Origin of the sequence: Streptomyces sp. TLI_105 (assembly GCF_900105415.1) — a bacterium.
In the GTDB taxonomy this organism is placed as follows: domain Bacteria; phylum Actinomycetota; class Actinomycetes; order Streptomycetales; family Streptomycetaceae; genus Streptomyces.
Genome location: NZ_FNSM01000001.1, coordinates 1,087,809 through 1,105,028 on the forward strand (window position 1 = coordinate 1,087,809; position 17,220 = coordinate 1,105,028).

At 72.5% G+C, this 17,220-nt stretch carries 19 protein-coding genes and 1 pseudogene; 11 read left to right on the forward strand and 9 right to left on the reverse strand.

The features are described from left to right. Nucleotide 1 precedes the first annotated feature (1 nt). Nucleotides 2–1,822 (reverse strand): IucA/IucC family protein, encoded by a 1,821-nt coding sequence (locus BLW86_RS04955; protein ID WP_177181559.1) that lies wholly within the window; start codon nucleotides 1,820–1,822, stop codon nucleotides 2–4. Beyond that, nucleotides 1,819–3,009 (reverse strand): ATP-grasp domain-containing protein, encoded by a 1,191-nt coding sequence (locus BLW86_RS04960; protein ID WP_093872873.1) that lies wholly within the window; start codon nucleotides 3,007–3,009, stop codon nucleotides 1,819–1,821. The genes BLW86_RS04955 and BLW86_RS04960 overlap by 4 nt, the downstream gene beginning before the upstream one ends. A gap of 217 nt (nucleotides 3,010–3,226) precedes the next feature. Here BLW86_RS04960 and BLW86_RS04965 point away from each other — a divergent pair, with 217 nt between their 5' ends. Beyond that, nucleotides 3,227–4,111, forward strand: a complete 885-nt coding sequence (locus BLW86_RS04965) for a (2Fe-2S)-binding protein (protein WP_107466051.1) — start codon at nucleotides 3,227–3,229, stop codon at nucleotides 4,109–4,111. A 119-nt stretch (nucleotides 4,112–4,230) separates the two neighbouring features. Here BLW86_RS04965 and BLW86_RS04970 read toward each other — a convergent pair whose 3' ends face one another. Beyond that, nucleotides 4,231–5,229 carry an ABC transporter substrate-binding protein gene (locus BLW86_RS04970; protein WP_093872874.1) on the reverse strand — a complete coding sequence of 333 codons (999 nt, stop codon included), beginning with the start codon at nucleotides 5,227–5,229 and terminating at the stop codon, nucleotides 4,231–4,233. 166 nt (nucleotides 5,230–5,395) lie between these two features. On the opposite strand from BLW86_RS04970, the gene BLW86_RS04975 reads away from it, so the two are divergent. From BLW86_RS04975 to BLW86_RS04985, 3 genes are read left to right on the forward strand one after another with little or no spacing between them, the layout of a single operon-like run. Further along, nucleotides 5,396–6,475, forward strand: a complete 1,080-nt coding sequence (locus BLW86_RS04975) for a FecCD family ABC transporter permease (protein WP_093872875.1) — start codon at nucleotides 5,396–5,398, stop codon at nucleotides 6,473–6,475. Then, nucleotides 6,472–7,557 (forward strand): FecCD family ABC transporter permease, encoded by a 1,086-nt coding sequence (locus BLW86_RS04980; RefSeq protein WP_093872876.1) that lies wholly within the window; start codon nucleotides 6,472–6,474, stop codon nucleotides 7,555–7,557. The genes BLW86_RS04975 and BLW86_RS04980 overlap by 4 nt, the downstream gene beginning before the upstream one ends. Nucleotide 7,558: 1 nt before the next feature. Continuing rightward, entirely contained in the window at nucleotides 7,559–8,380 is an 822-nt protein-coding gene (locus tag BLW86_RS04985; RefSeq protein WP_093872877.1) for an ABC transporter ATP-binding protein, read from the forward strand. A gap of 7 nt (nucleotides 8,381–8,387) precedes the next feature. On the opposite strand, the gene BLW86_RS42950 is transcribed toward BLW86_RS04985, so the two are convergent. Then, nucleotides 8,388–9,032 (reverse strand): 2Fe-2S iron-sulfur cluster-binding protein, encoded by a 645-nt coding sequence (locus BLW86_RS42950; protein ID WP_093872878.1) that lies wholly within the window; start codon nucleotides 9,030–9,032, stop codon nucleotides 8,388–8,390. A 212-nt stretch (nucleotides 9,033–9,244) separates the two neighbouring features. Further along, nucleotides 9,245–9,976, reverse strand: coding sequence for a helix-turn-helix transcriptional regulator (locus BLW86_RS04995; RefSeq protein ID WP_093872879.1), 732 nt, complete (start codon nucleotides 9,974–9,976; stop codon nucleotides 9,245–9,247). Nucleotides 9,977–10,110: 134 nt separating this feature from the next. Here BLW86_RS04995 and BLW86_RS05000 point away from each other — a divergent pair, with 134 nt between their 5' ends. From BLW86_RS05000 to BLW86_RS05010, 3 genes and pseudogenes are all read left to right on the forward strand, one after another. Next, a complete protein-coding gene (locus BLW86_RS05000; protein ID WP_093872880.1) occupies nucleotides 10,111–10,647 on the forward strand; it encodes a DUF2231 domain-containing protein in 537 nt (178 codons plus the stop codon). A gap of 232 nt (nucleotides 10,648–10,879) precedes the next feature. Continuing rightward, the gene (gene folE, locus BLW86_RS05005) at nucleotides 10,880–11,431 is read left to right on the forward strand and encodes a GTP cyclohydrolase I FolE (RefSeq protein WP_093872881.1); all 552 of its coding nucleotides are present in this window, start codon (nucleotides 10,880–10,882) and stop codon (nucleotides 11,429–11,431) included. A gap of 13 nt (nucleotides 11,432–11,444) precedes the next feature. After that, a pseudogene (locus tag BLW86_RS05010) lies at nucleotides 11,445–11,555 on the forward strand (arsenate reductase family protein); the annotation flags it as partial. Between the two features lie 200 nt (nucleotides 11,556–11,755). On the opposite strand, the gene BLW86_RS05015 reads toward BLW86_RS05010, so the two are convergent. After that, on the reverse strand, nucleotides 11,756–13,129 hold the full coding sequence (locus BLW86_RS05015; RefSeq protein WP_256341219.1) for an FAD-dependent oxidoreductase: 1,374 nt from the start codon (nucleotides 13,127–13,129) through the stop codon (nucleotides 11,756–11,758). 200 nt (nucleotides 13,130–13,329) lie between these two features. Here BLW86_RS05015 and BLW86_RS05020 point away from each other — a divergent pair, with 200 nt between their 5' ends. The 4 genes from BLW86_RS05020 to BLW86_RS42960 all read left to right on the forward strand — a co-directional run bounded on the left by BLW86_RS05020 (nucleotide 13,330) and on the right by BLW86_RS42960 (nucleotide 14,907). Next, nucleotides 13,330–13,692 (forward strand): ArsR/SmtB family transcription factor, encoded by a 363-nt coding sequence (locus BLW86_RS05020; protein ID WP_093872883.1) that lies wholly within the window; start codon nucleotides 13,330–13,332, stop codon nucleotides 13,690–13,692. Then, a complete protein-coding gene (locus BLW86_RS05025; RefSeq protein ID WP_093872884.1) occupies nucleotides 13,689–14,189 on the forward strand; it encodes a GNAT family N-acetyltransferase in 501 nt (166 codons plus the stop codon). Before BLW86_RS05020 ends, BLW86_RS05025 begins: the two co-directional genes overlap by 4 nt. Before the next feature lie 62 nt (nucleotides 14,190–14,251). Continuing rightward, on the forward strand, nucleotides 14,252–14,593 hold the full coding sequence (locus BLW86_RS42955; RefSeq protein WP_256341220.1) for a hypothetical protein: 342 nt from the start codon (nucleotides 14,252–14,254) through the stop codon (nucleotides 14,591–14,593). Beyond that, nucleotides 14,566–14,907 carry a TSUP family transporter gene (locus BLW86_RS42960; protein WP_256341221.1) on the forward strand — a complete coding sequence of 114 codons (342 nt, stop codon included), beginning with the start codon at nucleotides 14,566–14,568 and terminating at the stop codon, nucleotides 14,905–14,907. Before BLW86_RS42955 ends, BLW86_RS42960 begins: the two co-directional genes overlap by 28 nt. Before the next feature lie 22 nt (nucleotides 14,908–14,929). Here BLW86_RS42960 and BLW86_RS05035 read toward each other — a convergent pair whose 3' ends face one another. The 3 genes from BLW86_RS05035 to BLW86_RS05045 are packed head-to-tail and all read right to left on the reverse strand — an operon-like array spanning nucleotide 14,930 to nucleotide 17,109. Continuing rightward, nucleotides 14,930–15,985 (reverse strand): ArsO family NAD(P)H-dependent flavin-containing monooxygenase, encoded by a 1,056-nt coding sequence (locus BLW86_RS05035; RefSeq protein WP_093872885.1) that lies wholly within the window; start codon nucleotides 15,983–15,985, stop codon nucleotides 14,930–14,932. After that, entirely contained in the window at nucleotides 15,982–16,752 is a 771-nt protein-coding gene (locus BLW86_RS05040; RefSeq protein WP_093872886.1) for an aquaporin, read from the reverse strand. The genes BLW86_RS05035 and BLW86_RS05040 overlap by 4 nt, the downstream gene beginning before the upstream one ends. A 42-nt stretch (nucleotides 16,753–16,794) precedes the next feature. Further along, nucleotides 16,795–17,109 (reverse strand): ArsR/SmtB family transcription factor, encoded by a 315-nt coding sequence (locus BLW86_RS05045; protein WP_093872887.1) that lies wholly within the window; start codon nucleotides 17,107–17,109, stop codon nucleotides 16,795–16,797. Between the last annotated feature and the right edge of the window lie 111 nt (nucleotides 17,110–17,220).

Here is a 17,220-nt window from a genome sequence, read left to right on the forward strand (position 1 = left end):
CTCATCGTCCGTCCTCCCTCAGGTAGTTGGGACCGGTTGTGTAGTGCTTGTTGATGTCGGCGGCGCCCGACCGTTCCTTGGACAGCAGCGTTCCGGCGGTGACCATGGCTTTGACCGGGAGTTCCGGCGCGTCCAGGAGGTGCGCGCGGAGTACGGCGCCGGGCTCGCCGGGACCGGTTCCGAGCCGTTCGACGGCCTCGGTGAGCCGGTCCCGTACCAGCGCCAGCAGCGTCGGAAGCGGGGCGCGGCCGTGCCGGGCCAGGCCGAAGGCGTAGGCGCCCGCACACAGGTGCACGGTGATGGTGGTGAACAGGTCGGCGACGGCCCGGTCGTCGTCGCCGAAGACGCGGGGGTCGTCGAACGCGGCCGGGTCGGGCGCGTCGGCGCCCAGAGCATCGGACAGGCGGCGGGTGTGGAGGCGCGGGCCGTCGTTGTCCTTGAGCAGCAGCCGGAGCCGACTGCCGCCGTCCGCCTGCCGGTCGAGGACGAGCGAGATGTTCTGCTGGTGGGACTCCAGGGCGATGCCGTAGCCGAAGAGCGTGGTCTGCCAGTCGAGCAGCAGGCCGAGCACGGCGTCGAGCAGGGCCACCGGGTCGCCGCCGTGGAACCGGTCCGCGAGGTGGTCGATCACCAGTCGGCCTCCCCCGGGCTCGCGGCTTCGCTCGAGCAGGGGGGACCCCCCTGGGGCCTCGGCGAGCAGCGCCGCCATGGGGACGACGACGGAGTCGTCGAGGCCGGCCGGGTAGCGGCGGCACAGGACGGCGAGGAGTTCGTGCCCGGCGTGGGCGTAGACCGTCTCATCGGCGTGCAGGATCGTTTCCCGGAACCGTGGCTCCCGGGCGATCACGGTTTCGAGGAGGCGCTGACCCGCCGCGCCGTCCACGAGCGTTCCGGGCTTGATGGTGCGCCGGTTGCGCAGCCCCAGGGTGGCGGTGGCCAGCGGCAGCTTGAGGTGCAGGGACGGTTCTTCGGCCAGGGCGACGGTCCGCATGGAGAGTGTCGGTACGACCTCCAGGTAGGGGCGCGGGGCGAGCACCGCGCGCTCGTGCAGGCCGATCGCCCGCAGCGCCTCCTCCAGCGGCGCGCCCGCCGTCATCGGATGGACGGGTAGCGCGAGGTGGGTACGGGAGAGCTCCGGCAGCCCCAGATCGGCCGGCGACGGCCAGCGGGCGGGCAGTCGTTCGGCACCTCCCGGCACGGTGACGGCCTCGTGGGGGAGGGCGACCCAGCGCAGGGCGAAGCGCGGGTGGAACTCGGGTGCGTACGCCCGCACCTGATCGTCGTCCAGGCCCGAGCGGCCGCGCGCCGTCGGATAGACGGGATGGTCGAGACGGGCGGCGAGCGTGTCGAGCGCGAGTCCTCGCGCGTAGCCGGTCCAGCGGGCGGGGTCGTCCCCGTGGAGGTCGGCGAGTCGTGCGGCGGTCTCCACGCGGGTCCGCTCGTGCAGCCGCATGGTGGCGAGGGTCTGCCGGCACTCCTCGGCGTACGCGTCGAAGCCGGGGCGGTCGACGGGCTCGGCCAGGGCCTTGAGGGCGGCGACGATCGTGTCGTACGTGGTGAGCGTGCCGCCGTCCGACTCCCGGACGAGCAGCGGGAGCCGGGCCGCGTAGGTGCTCTGGAAGCCGTCCTCGGCGACGGGCAGCAGCAGGGCGTCGGCGTCCTCGGTGGCGCGGCGCAGCCATGGGCCGTCCGCCCGCTGGACGAGGATGCTCCGGCTGCGCAGTCCGACGACGTCCTCGCGCAGCAGCGCGGACAGCACCCGCAGGAGCAGTTCCCGTTCGGCGGTTCCCTGGTCGCGGGCCGTCTCGGCGAGGCTCGTCACGGCGTGATCTCCCAGCGCTGCGCGGTCAGGAAGTCCGCGACGACCCGGTCGACGGCCGCCTGGTCGGTGCCGGTGGCCCGCAGCACGCCGAGGTAGTCGCGGTTGGTGCGGTGGAGCTCGTGCCGCTCTCCGATCTCGCGCAGCGGGCGGTAGGTCAGCTTCACGCCGTCGATGTCGAGGTCGACGGGGCCGGGGGCGGACCGAAGCGTTCCGGCGGCTTCGGCGCAGGGGTATTCCAGGCGGGCGGCGCCGTCGACGCGGGCCCCGAGGTCGGCGGGGAGCGGCTCGCCGAGGTGGGTGCGCAGGATGTGCTCGAAGAGCGGGATGCCGAGGAGCTGGGCGAGCAGCAGGTCGCACTGGTCGCCGATGGCCCGGTAGTTGACCTCGATGATGCGGGCGCGGCCCTCGTGGACGACGAACTCGGTGTGGCAGGCGCCGAAGCCGACGCCGAGGGCGTCGAGCTGGGCGAGGACCTGCTCGACGACGGGCTCGGGGTGGGCGGGGACGAAGGTCAGCCGCTCCTCGATGAAGTACGGCGGCGGCGACAGCTCGGTGTGGAATCCGCCGAGGACGTGGCGGAGGCGCCCGTCCCCGAGCGTCTCCAGGGTGTACAGCTCGCCGGCCAGGAACTCCTCGACGACCAGCGCGACCTCGGGCCGCCGGGCCTGTGTCTCCTTGCAGCGTACGAGGAGTTCGTCGCCGTTCTGGACGAGCACCACGTCCTCGCTGGCGACCCCCTCGCGCGGCTTGACCACGCACGGGTAGGGCACGTCGAGTCCGGCGAGCACGGACGGGTCCTCCCCCGCCGGGAGTTCGGTCGACCAGACGGTGTCGGCACCGGTCAGGGCCAGGTGGCGACGCAGGTGCGCCTTGTCCTTCGCGCGCAGCGCGGCCCGCCAGTCCTTGGCGGGCAGGCCGAAGTACTCGGCCGCCAACGCCGCCTGGGTCTGGAGGTGGTCGCTGTTGGTGAAGACCGCGTCGGGCCGGTGGTGGGTGGCGATCCGGGTGATGACGGCGCGGAAGTCGCGTACGTCGCACGCCAGGACCTCGATGTCCGGGTAGGCCCGACGGTGGGCGTCGGGCTGGTCCGTCAGCACGGTGACGTCGAGACCGAGACGGGCCGCTGCGGGGAGGAACCCCTCGGTGACCGAGTCGGTGGGGTTCAGGGCGAGCAGGTACAGCCGCATGGGTATGCCGGGGCCTTCCGGGGAGGGGCGGGTGCGGGGCACGTCCGCGCGCACACGCGGCCCGTGACGCCGAGTTTAGGTTAGGCAACCCTAAGGAATCAACACGGCCCGGTGAGCAACGGCGCTGCGACCGCGGCCTCCTGGCGTGTTGATCTCTCTCCGTCCCGACTGACGCTAAGGTAAGCCTGACCTCACTTACTTGTGCGAAGGAGCTCCGATGAGCGAGGCCCCGGGGTCGTGGACCGCCGCGACGGGAACGGCCGAGCGCCACCCCCTCGCCGAGGCGTGCGCCCTCACCGGCACCTATCGGCGCGTCATCGCCGTCTGCGACGCGCTCGACGCCCGGACCGTCGATCCGTACGCGCCGGACGACACCGCCGCCCTCATGCCCGACGGGTCCGAACTGGCCGGTGACCCAGCCGTGTTGGACGCCTTTCTCGTCGCATCGGCGGCCCGCATCACCGCCCGTCACGGCCGCGCCCCGCGCAGGGACGTCGCGGCCTCGCGGGCGCTGCACGACTACCTGTGGTCCGTCAGCCTGCTGATGAGCGGCGCCTGGTACCGGGATCGCCGTGTGCCGCGCATCTCACCGCGCGACATCCGCGTGGACCTGACGACGGGCGCGATCGGCATCGTCCCCTGCCAGGAGTTCGCCTGCCTGCCGGACGACCCGGCGGCCACGACCGCCGCCGCCCGGATCGTGCGCCACGAAGAGGAGTTGCGCGCCGAGTTGCGCGCCGCCGTGGTCGACCACGTGAGCCCGCTGCTGGCCGCGATCGGCCCGTCGGTCCGGCGCGGACCGCGCGCCCTGTGGGGCATGGTCGCCGACGACCTGCTCTCCGGCCTCTGGTACCTCGGCCGGATGATGCACCAGGAGGAGCACGCGGTGCGGGCGGCGACCGAGCTGCTCCCGACGGCGATCCCGCCCTTTCCGGGCGGTGCGGACTTCCGGCGCCTCACGGGCCGCGACGGCCGCCGCCACCCGACCCGCACGCGGCTCGGCTGCTGCCTGTACTACACGATCGAGCCGGAACGCGCGTGCCTGACCTGCCCGAGGACCTGTGACGCCGAGCGGCTGCGCCGGCTCGAGGACGAGGACTGAGCTCCGTACCGTACGGATGACACACGACGTGCACGGCATGCGGCGGACATACGACGACGGGCCGGTGCCCGCGGTGTCAACGCACCACCGGCACCGGCCCGTCCGGCCTCAAGCCCTGCTTACTTCGCCGGGTCGACCTTGAACGTCTTCGCCATGTCGTCGAGCATCAGGTCGGCGCCCTGGAGCGAGACGGAGGTCATCCAGACGGCGTCCTCGACCTCGTGGACGTTGCCCTTCTGCACCGCGTGCAGGCGCTTCCACAGCGGGTTGGCGAGGAACTTCTTCTTCCGCTCCTCACCGCCCGAGAACGTGGTCATGAAGACGTGGTCCGCGTCGGCCTGGCCGATCTGCTCCTCGCTGATCTCGATGTTGAACTCCTTCTGGTCCTGCTGGTTGGCGGGACGCGCGAGGCCCATGTCGGTCAGGACGATGCCGCTGAACGTCTTCGGCAGGTAGATGCGCGTCGGACCGTCGAGGAAGCGGACCAGGGAGTAGGTCTGCTTGGGGTTCTTGGCGTTGATCGCGTCACCGATCTTCTTGGCGCGCGTCTCGTACGCCGTCACCTTGGCCTTGGCCTTCGCCTCCTCACCGAGCGCGGTGCCGAGGAAGGTGATGTTCTCCTTCCAGATCGGGCCGGTGGTCTCCACGAAGACGGTCGGCGCGATCTTGCTCAGCTGGTCGTAGAGGTCCTCGTGCCGGACCGTCGCCGACACGATGAGGTCGGGCTTGAGGGCGGCGATGGCCTCGAGGTTGGGGCTGTCGAGGGGGCCGACGTCCTTGGTGTCCTTCACCGCGTCGCCGAGGTAGGGCGGGAAGCCCTTCTGGTCGCGGTACGAGCCGATGCCGCCGACCAGCGGGGCGTCCAGCGCGACGACGGCCTCGACGAGGCTGTTGTCCAGCGCCACCACGCGCCGGGGCTTCGACTTGATCTCCGTCTTGCCCTTGTCGTGGGTGACGGTGCGAGGGAAGCCCGCGTCGGAGGTCGCGGCCGGCTTGTCGGCGGCAGGCCTGTCGTCGCCCTTGCCGCCTCCGCAGGCGGCCACGGAGAAGGCCAGAGCGGCAGTGAGCAGGGCAGCGGCGAACCGGCCGAACCGGCGGCGCTGGGCGAGGGTGTTCATGGGTCTCCCATACACGGACTGTTGCGAGAGGCAGGACGAGCACTGCCGCCCAGTCAAAGCTTAGGCAAGGCTTACCTATGCGGACGCTGCGAGAATAGCGCCTGTGCGTGACTGGATCCACACGGTGGGGCACTCGTACGCGCAACCGTTAGGCATGCCTTACCTTATGCAGGTGTCTGTGAAGCCCGTCGCCGAAGGTGCGGCCGCCGCGCCCCCGTTCGCCCCACCGCCCGGCCGGAGGCCACCACGCGTCGCCGCGCGTGCCGTCGTCGCGGCCCTCCTCGTCACCGCGCTCGTCGCCGCGGCCTGCGCCTCGCTCGCCATCGGCACCAAGTCCGTGCCGCTCTCCGACGTCCTGCACGCGATCGGCGGCGGAACGGAGGGCGACGCGGTCGTGATCCGTGAACTCCGCATGCCCCGCACCTTCCTGGGCCTCCTGGTCGGGCTGGCGCTCGGTGCCGCCGGGGCCGTCGCCCAGGACATCACCCGCAATCCGCTGGGCGACCCCGGGCTCATCGGCATCAGCGCGGGTGGATCGTTCGCCGTCGCGGTCGGCATCGGGGCCTTCGGACTGACCAGTTCGTACGAGTACATATGGTTCGCCTTCCTCGGCGGAGCGCTCGCGGGCCTGATCGCCTACGCCGTCGGCGGCACCGGCTACGGCGGCGCCACGCCCGCCAAACTGGCGCTGGCCGGCGCGGCCGTCACCGTCCTCCTCGACGCCGGCACCAACACCCTGGTCCTGCTCGACGTCAACACCCTGGACCAGTACCGCTTCTGGGCCGTGGGCTCGCTCGCCGGACGCGACGCACAACTCGGCGTGGAACTCGTGCCGTTCATCGTCATCGGTCTGCTGCTCGCGATCGGACTCAGCGGCCGGCTCAACGCCTTGGCCCTCGGCGACGACCTCGCCACCACCCTCGGCACCAAAGTCCGCACCACCCGCCTCCTCGGTGCCGTCACGGTGATCCTGCTGACCGGCGCCGCCGTCGCCGCGGCCGGACCCGTCACCTTCATCGGGCTGGTCGTCCCCCACGTCGTCCGGGCGTTCACCGGGCCGGACGCCCGCTGGCTGGTGCCCTGTTCGGCGCTCGGCGGCGCCACGCTGATGCTGAGCGCCGATGTCGTCGGGCGCATGGTCGCCCGGCCCGGCGAACTGGAGGCCGGAGTGGTCACCGCGATGCTCGGCGCCCCGTTCCTCGCCGCGCTCGTCAAGCGCGGCAAGCTCAAGGAGCACACCCGATGAGCGCCCCGCGGGCGACCGTCCCGCGCCCGGCCACCCTCCGCGTGGAAGTCGGCCCGTTCGGCGCCGCCGTCCGCCTCCGAGTGCTCCTCACCGTCGTCGCGCTGGTCCTGGTGGGCTTCGCGGGCCTCGTCGCCTCGGTGTCGCTCGGCACCTACGCCATCCCCGTCGGCGACGTCCTGGGGGCCGTCCTCAGTACCGGCGACGGCGCGGCCGACCTGATCATCCAGCAGCTGCGGCTGCCCCGCGCCCTCACAGCCCTGCTGGTCGGCGCGGCGTTCGGCCTGGCCGGCGCCGTCTACCAGGCCGTCACCCGCAATCCGCTCGCCAGCCCCGACCTCATCGGCATCTCGGCGGGTGCCGGCGTCGGCGCGGTCGGCGCCATCCTGTTCGGCGGCGTCACCGCCGCAGGGGCCGCGACGTTCGGCGCCGTGCCCTTCGGAGCGCTGGCCGGCGCACTGCTCACCTCCGCCGTCATCTACCTGCTGGCCTTCCGGGACGGCACCATCACCGGCTACCGCTTCGTGCTCGTCGGCATCGCCGCGAACGGCGCTCTGGTCGCCCTCACCCGCTGGATGCTCGCCCGCGCCGACATCGACCAGGCGTCGCGCGCCATGGTCTGGCTGACCGGCAGCCTCAACGGACGCGGCTACGAGCACGTCCAGTGGTCCGGGCTCGCCCTGGCGCTCCTGCTTCCGCTGTCCCTCGCGCTGGCCCGCCCGTACCAACTCCTCCAGTACGACGACGACACGGCCCGCAGCCTCGGGGTCCCGCTCCGGCACGCCCGCATCGCGCTGCTCGTCCTCGCCACCTGCCTGACCGCGCTCGCCACCTCGGCGGCCGGCCCGATCGCCTTCATCGCCCTCGGCGCACCGCAGATCGCCCGCCGGCTCGCGGGCACCCCCGGCATCCCCATGGTGTGCAGCGCGCTCACCGGCGCCGTCCTGCTCGTCCTCGCCGACCTCGCCGCCCGGACCGTCCTGGACCCGACCGAACTGCCCGTCGGCGTGGTCACCGGCGCCGTCGGCGCCCCCTACCTGCTGCTGCTCCTCGCCCGCACCAACCGGGCCGGAAAGGGAGGCTGACATGACCTCACAGCTCACCGACGCCGTCGCCGCCCTCGCCGGCACCGGACTGCGCCTCGGGTACGGCGACCGCGTCGTCGCCGAGGACCTCGACCTGGCCATCCCGTCGGGCAAGGTCACCGCGCTCGTCGGCCCCAACGCCTGCGGCAAGTCCACGGCCCTGCGCGCCCTCGCCCGCCTCCTGAAGCCGGCCGGCGGCACCGTCCACCTGGACGGCGAGGACATCGCCGGCATGTCCGCCCGCGACTTCGCGCTGCGCCTCTCCCTGCTCCCCCAGGCCCCCAGCGCGCCCGACGGCATCACCGTCCGGGACCTGGTGGCCCGCGGTCGCACGCCGCACCAGCGCTGGTGGCGCCAGTGGTCCTCGACCGACGAGACCGCCGTGGACGCCGCCCTGGCCGCCACCGGAGCCACGGACCTGGCGACCCGGTCCATCGACGAACTCTCCGGAGGCCAGCGCCAGCGCGTCTGGATCGCCATGGCCCTCGCCCAGGACACCCCCGTCCTGTTGCTCGACGAGCCCACGACCTATCTGGACCTGGCCCACCAGGTCGACGTCCTCGAACTGGTCGCCGAACTCAACCGCACCGACGGCCGCACGGTGGTGATGGTCCTCCACGAGCTCAACCTCGCCTGCCGCTACGCGGACCATCTCGTCGCCATGCGCGACGGTCGCGTCATCGCCGCCGGCGCCCCCTCGGACATCGTCACCCCGGCCCTGGTGCAGGAGGTCTTCGGCCTGCGCGCCACGGTCATCGCCTGCCCGGTCGCCGGCACACCGCTGGTCGTACCGGAAGGCGGCCGCCGCACCGCGCCGGTGTGACGCCGCATCACCGCGTCGCCCGCGAGGGGCAGTGCACCCGTGCGCTGCCCCTCGCAGGTGTCTCGTCGATCACCGGTTCGTCGGTCCGGTGGTCGGTGAGGGGGGTTTCCTGACGCCGACCGAGGGTCGGGGAGACCGTGGCCGTGCCAGGCCGGGTGCGGTAGGTCAGGGCGGAGCCGTCGGCGATCTCCCGCGGGTCGAGCTCGCAGTCGCCCGGAGCGACCCGGCCGCAGACCGTCGTGGCTCGGCAGGTGCCGCAGGCGCCCTCCTTGCAGGAGTACGGCAGGTCGAGGCCGGCCTTGAGTCCGGCGTCGAGGACGGACTCCGTCGGGCCGGCGGTCAGGGAGGGCTTGACGCCCCGGTCGACGACGACCACGTCCTGGACCGTACCGGCCACGCGCTCCGTCGGGGCGGCGGCGGAGGTCAAGCGCTCGCTTCGCAGGCGGTCGGGGTCCCGTCCGAGCGCCGTGAGGGCGAGCCGTACGCCCGGGGGCAGGCACACGGTCGTGTCGGTGACCTCGATCCCACGGCAGCCGGGGACGGGTGCGTCGGGCTGCGCCGGGGCGGGCCGCGGCGCGGAGGGGGCGGCCTTGCGCTGCGCGGCCTTCTCGGCGTCCTCGGCCTGCCGGGCGGCAGAGAAGGCCGAGACCATGAGCAAGGTGGCGGCGATGCTGCCGCCACCGAGGGCGAGGCGGGTCGCCGCGGCGGGGTGAGGAGGGCGGCGAGCCGTGCGCCTCCCGGGACGGTGAGGCCGAGTCCGTCGAGGACGGGCGCGCCGGCACCGTACGCCTGGCTCGCGGACAGGCCATGCGCAGCCCGCCGCCAGAACCGGGACGCGGCCGGGTCACCGGCAGCCGGGACGCCTCAGCCGGTTCCTTCTTCCTCAGCGGCGTCAGCCTGACCCAGTTCGACGCAGCACTCCCCGGGGCGGGGGGCGAGGACGGCCTGGACGGCGGTGGCCCGCAAGCCTTGCAGGTAGCCGGTGAGAAAGGCGTGGTTCATACCGCAGACGAGGTCCGGCGCCTTGGCGGCGAGGGGGTGGAACGGGCAGTTGCGCAGCCTCAGCCGGGTGGGGCCCTCCCGCTCGGGCTCGAATCCGTGCTGATCGAGCATGCGCTCGCAGAAGGTGAGCCCCCTCTCGACGCCCAGCCGACCGGGGCGGGCCTGCGAGCGCTCCGTTTCGCCCAGATCCAGCCCCCGCTCCGCAGCGGTGCGGATCGCGGCCTGGACGCCGGTCTCGTCCTCGCCCTCGGTCAGGACGGCCTGCAGCAGCAGGTCGGCCAGAAGTTCGTGGCGGCGGTCGGGGATGCTCACACGGATCGGGGTGTCCGTGGGTTCGTAGACCTTGGGCTGCCGTCCGACCTTACGGATGCCGCCCGGGCTTCCGTAGTGGGCGCGCAACAGGCCGGCATCGACGAGTTTGTCGAGGTGGAAGGCGGCGAGCTTGCGGGACACGCCCACGTGGGCGGCGGCCTCGTCACGGGTCACGGGGCGGCGGGCGCGGCGGATGAAGTCGAACATCCGGCGTCGCAGCTCCTCGCTGAGCACGCTGACGGATTCGATTGCCGCGTCGGCGGCGGAGGCCGGTCGGGTCATGTCGGAAGCCACTCCCCCACGGTAACTCCCACCAGGCTGGGTGGATCGAACGTCGGGACGTCCCTCACCTCCCCGGCTTGACCTTCAGCGAGAATAAGACCAATACTTGTTGGTGAAATAGGAGGTGGTCAGCCATGGCCGAGCCGCTGCAGCACAGGGCCAAGCAGCCGGTCAGCGCCTCGCTCGCCGGCCCGTACGGGCACCCCTTCCATCCGATCCTGGTGACGGTCCCGATCGGCGCCTGGGTCGGCAGTCTCGTCTTCGACATCGCCTCACGCGTCGTGGACGATCCCGACTTCCTGTCCCGGGGAGCGATGTGGCTCATCGCTGTCGGCGTCATCGGCGCTCTGGCCGCGGCGCTGGTCGGCTTCCTGGACCTGCTGGCCATCCCGGCCGGCACCCGCGCCTTCCGGGTGGGCCTGATCCACATGACGCTGAACCTGCTGGTGACCGGCGCCTACGTGGGCAACTTTTTGTGGCGGCACGCGGGCGACGGACCGTCCGGCAGCGTCGGGGCGGGGCAGCTCGCGCTCAACGCCATGAGCATGGCCGTGCTCGGCGTGTCCGGATGGCTGGGCGGAAAGCTCGCCTACCACTACGGCGTACGGGTCGCGGACGAGACCACGCAGGCCGAAGGGTTCCGACCCGGCCACGGCGGCCCCTCCGACTGACCCCAGCCACACAGGCCGCCGCTCGCCTCCACGAGGCGGCCCTCATCCCGACACCCTGGAGCTTCCATGGACATCGCCGCACTCGTCATGTGGGTGGTCACCGCGCTCGGCATCGGCGGCAGCTGACATGATCCAGCACCCCACCGCCCCGCTCCCCGTACAGCCGCGCGCTCAGGAAGTCCCGGTACCTGTACCACCGGCCCCCCTGCGCGTCGTCCACGAGGCCGGCGACATGGACCTCGCGGCCGCGGAACTCGCGGCCGGACAGTTCCTGCGGGCCCTCGGCATCAGCACCGATTCCGAGAGCGTGCGGGACACCCCCGGCCGGATGGCCCGCGCCTACGCCGAACTGTTCAGCCCCCGCCCGTTCGATCTGACGACCTTCCCCAACGACGAGGGCTACGACGAACTGGTCCTCGCCCGCAGCATCCCCCTGCGATCGGTCTGCCAGCACCACATGCTGCCCTTCACCGGGACCGCCCACATCGGCTACCTCCCGGGCCGACGCATCCTGGGCCTGTCGAAGCTCGCCCGCGTCCTGGAGCACTTCGCCTGCCGTCCCCAGGTCCAGGAACGCCTCACCAAACAGGTCGCCGACTGGCTCCAGAACCACCTGGACCCCAAAGGCGTCGGCGTCGTCATCCAGGCCGAACACACCTGCATGACCCTGCGCGGCGTCCAGGCGACCGGCGCCACCACGATGACCTCCACCCTCCTCGGCCTGCTGCGCACCGACGCCCGCTCGCGCAGTGAATTCCTCACCCTCACCGGCCTGCCCGGCTGACCGCCGGCCGCACGAGGCCTTGGCCACCCACCCGGTCCCCATCCAGCGGCCGATCATCACCGCGGACGACGGCGCCACCGTGCTCGGCCGCTCACCGGACGCCGTCCGATCCGTCCTGCGCTGACATCCGCCCCTGCCACCAGCGGCGTCTCGCCAGACCTGCCGGGCCGCACGCCGACTCCGGCTCCGTGACGTGAATCCGGCGAGGGTGGCCGTGAGGGGGCGAAGCCCATGGAGGCGAGGCCGCCGGCGAGGGTGAGGGCGCGGGGGCATGACGGTGCCCCGTTCCGGTCACGGCCCCCTCCAGACGGATGTCGAGGTCGGTCACGAGCCGCAGGACGGCGCCTGGTCGGCGGTGCCGAGCCGGATCAGCGCCGGGGCCGGGGCGCAGCAGCCGCCGCCCTCTGCCGACTGCTCCGTGTCCGGCTGGTCGAAAAGGCCCGCGCCGCCGCAGACCCCGGTCTCCGGGAGGACGAGCTCGACGCGTTCGGCGGCCTCGCGGTCGCCCGCGATGGCGGCGACGACGGAGCGGACCTGCTCGTAGCCGGTGAGGGCGAGGAAGGTGGGGGCGCGGCCGTAGGACTTCATGCCGACCAGGTAGACGCCCTGCTCCGGGTGGGACAACTCGTTGACGCCGTGCGGGTAGACGGTGCCGCAGGAGTGCTGGTTCGGGTCGATGAGCGGGGCGAGGGCGACGGGGGCCTGGAGGCGTTCGTCGAGGCCCAGGCGCAGTTCGTCGAGGAAGGAGAGGTCGGGGCGGAAGCCGGTGAGGACGATGACCTCGTCGACCGGGTCGAGGCGGCGGCCGTCTTCGCCGACGAGGACGAGCCGCTCGCCGTCGCGCTCGATCGCGTCCGTACGGAAGCCGGTGACGGCGTCGGCGTGACCCTCCTCGACGGCGGCCTTGGCGGCGAGGCCGAGGGCACCGCGGGCGGGGAGCTGGTCGGCGGTGCCGCCGCCGAAGGTGGAGCCGGAGATGCCGCGGCGCAGGATCCACACGGCCTTCGTCCCCTCGCCGTCCTCGGACTCGGCCAGGTCGGCGAGTGAGGCGAGCGCTGTGAACGCGGAGGCGCCGGAGCCGATCACGGCGGTGCGCTTGCCCGCGTAACGGGCGCGGGCGGCCGGGCCCTTGAGGTCGGGGACGCGGTAGGCGAGGCGGTCGGCGGCGGCCTTCTCGCCGAGGGCCGGCAGGCCGGAGGCGCCGGCCGGGCTGGGGGTGGACCAGGTGCCGGAGGCGTCGATCACCGCGCGGACGAAGAGTCGTTCTTCGCGTCCGTCGGCGTGGGCGACGTGGACGACGAAGGGCTGGGCCTCGCGGTCCGCGTCGACGATCCGGTCGCGGCCGGCGCGGGAGACACCGGTGACCGTCGCACCGAAGTGGACCTTGTCGCCGAGGACGTCGGCCAGCGGCCGGAGGTACTTCTCCGCCCAGTCGCCGCCGGTCGGACACGTCTTCGCGTCGGGCCTCACCCAGCCGGTCGGGGCGAGGAGCTTCTCGGCGGCCGGGTCGGTGAGCTCGCCCCAGGTGGAGAACAGCCGGACGTGCGACCAGTCGCGCACCGCCGCACCCGCGGCCGGTCCGGCCTCCAGGACGAGCGGTTCGAGACCGCGCTCGACGAGGTGGGCGGCGGCGGCCAGGCCCGCGGGCCCGGCACCGATCACGAGGACGGGCAGGTGGTCGGTGGCGATGGCGGTCACGACGACCCCTTCTTTACTTCGACATTTCTCGATGTCTTGCACGGCCAGCATGGCACTCACATCGATACACGTCAATATAGGCAGACATCGATATTACGAGCTGGTAGGGACTCCGCCTTCCCCGAAGGCCTGCGAGGCGGTCCGCCCCGCCCACCCGGAATACCCCCGGGAGCTGGTTCGACGTGTGTCAACATAGATGCATGTCGAATGCCGTCGCGTTGCCGCTGCTCCAGTCGGACGTCGCTCCCTGCTGCCCACCGTTGGCCGAGCGCCCGTTGACCGCCGAGGAAGCCGAGCGGACGGCGAAGATGTTCAAGGCGCTCGGCGACCCCGTCCGCCTGCGGCTGTTCTCCGCCGTCGCCTCGCACGAGGGCGGCGAGGCGTGCGTGTGCGACATCTCCGACGTCGGCGTCTCCCAGCCCACGGTGTCCCACCACCTGAAGAAGCTGAAGGAGGCCGGGCTGCTGTCCTCCGAGCGGCGCGGCACCTGGGTGTACTACCGGGTCGAGCCCGCCGTCCTTGCCGCCATGGGGCAGCTGCTGACCAAGGCGGCCGCCGCGTGACCACCTCCGCCCTGGTGGTGCCCCTCACGGCGGCTCATGCCGACGAGGTGATCGCGATCTACCAGGCCGGCATCGACGAGGGCGACGCCACCTTCGAGACCACCGCCCCCACGTGGGCGGAGTTCGACGCGGCCAAGCTGCCCGAGCACCGTTTCGCCGCCGTGGACGAGGCCGGTCGCGTCCTCGGCTGGGTCGCCGCCACCAAGGTCTCCGACCGGTGCGCGTATGCCGGCGTCGTCGAGCACTCCGTCTACGTCCACCCCGACGCCCGAGGCCGGGGTGTCGCCTCCGTGCTGCTGAAGGCGCTCATCGACTCCACCGAGGCGGCCGGGATCTGGACCATCCAGTCCGGCATCTTCCCCGAGAACGCCGCCAGCCTCGCCGTTCACGAGCGCGCCGGATTCCGGGTGATCGGCACCCGCGAGCGCATCGGACGGCATCACGGGGTCTGGCGCGACACCGTCCTCGTCGAGCGCCGCAGCAGCAGCGTGACATAAGCCTCGCGGGGGTTCGGAGCTCCCCACCCACTGTGCACGGGGCCCGTGCCTTTCCCCGAAGGATGAGCCTGGTCGTGGTCCTCGTGGCGTTGCCCGCCCGTTTCGCGGCGGTGCCGCCGTCCGAGGTCTTCGGGCACCGGCCCGTCGCCCTCAACCTGTTGGCGGGGAGCCTGCTGGGGGCGTGGGTCGGCGCGTCGTGGGCGGTGCGGATGCGGAGCACCACCCTGTACAAGGTGCCGGCCGCGCTGATGGTGCTCATGGCCGTGGCCTTGGTGACGACCCACGCCACCACCCTGGGGTCGCTCGCGCTGCCCCCGTGGGCTCAGGTGGTCTGCGGCGTCCTGGCCGGCTTCGGCATCGGTGTGGTTGCGGCGTCATGGGCGTGGCCGGCGGCGAGCTGCTGATCCCCACGATCGTGCTGCTGTTCGCCCTCGACATCAAAGCGGCGGGCAGCCTGTCGCTGCTGGTGTCCCTACCGACCATGCTGGTGGCCTTCGCCCGCTACAGCCGGGACGGCAGCTTCGCGGTACTCGGTGCCGACGGCAGCTTCGCGGTACTCGGTGCCGACGGCAGCTTCGCGGTGACCATGATCGGCGGTTCCGTCGCCGGTGCACTGGTGGGTGGACTGCTGCTCGGGGTCGTCCCGGATCTTCTGCTGGTTCCTGCCCTGGCCGTTGTTCTGCTGGTCTCCGCCGTCAAGGTCGCCCGGCACGACTGACCGCCGCGAGGCCGTTCCGCTGTCAGTGCAGCAGATCCGCGATCCGCCGGGCGGCTTCGCGGGCAGGGCGGCCGACGCCGATGAGGGTGGCGGAGGCGGGGCCGGTCCAGTCGCCATACCCGAGAAGGTGGAGTCGGGGTTCGCCGGTCGCCTGGGTGCCGGCCGTGGGGATGTGGCCCCGGAGGCCGCGCAGGCCGAGTGGCGCGAGGTGGGAGAGAGCGGGGCGGAAGCCGGTGCACCAGATGATCGCGTCCGCCTCCGCCCTCATGCCGTCGGCCCAGGCGACCCCGGTCGCGGTGAGGCGGGTGAACATCGGCTGGGCCTTGAGCAGGCCCGCGTCGCGGGCGGCACGGACGGGCGGGACGGCGACGATGTCACCGAGGGAGGCCACTCCGCCGGTGTCGGTGCGGCCTTCGTCGAGGGCGCGGCGGCGGGCCGTGGCCACGTCGAAGAGGGCACGGCCGTCGATGTCGTCGGCGAGATAGCGGGGCTCGCGCAGGGTGACCCAGGTCAGGTGCGTGTCGTACGCGAGGTCGGCGGCGATCTGCGCGCCGGAGTTGCCGACCCCGACCACGATCACCCTCCGCCCGGCGAAGTCACGCGGGCTGCGGTACTCCACCGTGTGGAGCTGGGCGCCCTGGAACTCCGTACGCCCGGGCACGTCGGGCACGAAGGGGCGGGACCAGCTGCCGGTGGCGCTGATGACCGCCCCGGCCCGCCACGTACCGGAGTCGGTCTCGACGCGCAGGAGTTCGCCGTCACGGTGGACACCGGCCACGCGTACGGGCCGGTGGAGGGGGAGGTCGTACCGCTGCTCGTAGTCGGTGAGGTACGAGACGACGTGGGCGGCGTCCGGGTACGTCTCGCCTGACTGCGGGGGCATGAGGCGGCCGGGCAGGGAGGAGTACGCGGCCGGGGAGAAGAGGTGGAGGGAGTCCCAGGTGTGCTGCCAGGCGCCGCCCGGCGTCGGCTGGGCGTCGAGGACGGCGAAGTCCAGGCCCAGGCGGCGCAGGCGGTAACCGGCGGCGAGCCCGGACTGGCCACCGCCGATCACCACCACGTCCACGACCTGGGTCACTCCGCGTCCGTCCTACCGCGCACGAAGATGACCGCGACCAGCGCCAGGCCCACGGCCGCGCCGATCAGCTGCATCCCGATGAACGCGGGCACCGAGCCGGGCGCGATGCCGGCGAAGGTGTCGGTGAACGCCCGTCCGATCGTCACCGCCGGGTTGGCGAACGACGTGGACGAGGTGAACCAGTAGGCGGCGCCGATGTACGAGGCGACCGCGACCGGCGCGAAGCGGAGCCGGTCCGTACGAGCCAGGCCGAAGATCAGCAGGATCAGACCGGCCGTCGCCACCACCTCGCCGAGGAGCAGATGCCCGGCGGAGCGGTCGTGCGTGGACCACTTCACCAGCGGCTCGCCGAACATCGCGTCGGCCAGGACCGCCCCGAGAATCGCGCCGACGATCTGGGCGGGGACGTACACGGCGAGCTCACGGGCGTTCACACCGGCACCGCCCCGGTGGGCGGTCCACCACTCGGCCAGGGTGACGGCCGGGTTGAAGTGCGCACCGGAGACCGGGCCGAGCAGAGCGATCAGCACGCCGAGGCCGAAGACGGTGGCGGTGGAGTTCGCGAGCAGTTGCAGCGCCACGTCGTCGGTGAGGTCGGTGGCCTGGATGCCGGAGCCGACGACGATCGCGACCAGGGCGGCGGTGCCGACGAGCTCGGCGGCGGCCCGGGCGACGAGCGGGGTACGGGGCGGGGTGGCGCCGGGTACGGGCTGCGGCGACGTGTCGGCGGCTATGGCGTCACTCGCGACGGGCTCGGTGGCGGTCACGGGCTGGTTCTCCTCGGCAGGTGAGGCAGGGGACGGAAAGGCTCAGGGGCAGGAACGCTTGAAGTTCGCCTCGGCGGTCAGGCGCGCGGTCTGCGCGAGTGCGGCGAACTGGCCGGCGATCTGCTCGATGACGTCCGGCTTGAGCCGGTAGTAGGTGAACCGGCCGCAGGGCTCCGTCTCCACTACCCCGGCCTCGCGCAGGACCCTCAGGTGGTTGGAGAGGTTGGTCTGCTTGGCGCCGGTCTCCTCCACCAGGTGAGTGGTGCACAGCGTCTCGCGGGCGAGCAGGGTCACGATCTGAAGGCGCAGGGGGTCACCCAGCACCCGGATCAGATCAGTGTCGACTGACGTCATCATGGACTGATAATCTCACATCATTCTTGGCTGATATCAACCAAGACTGATTCATTCCGAAGGCTGCCAAGACCTGGCCAACGGTTCCGCGGACACCCGGCTCCGCACCTGCAG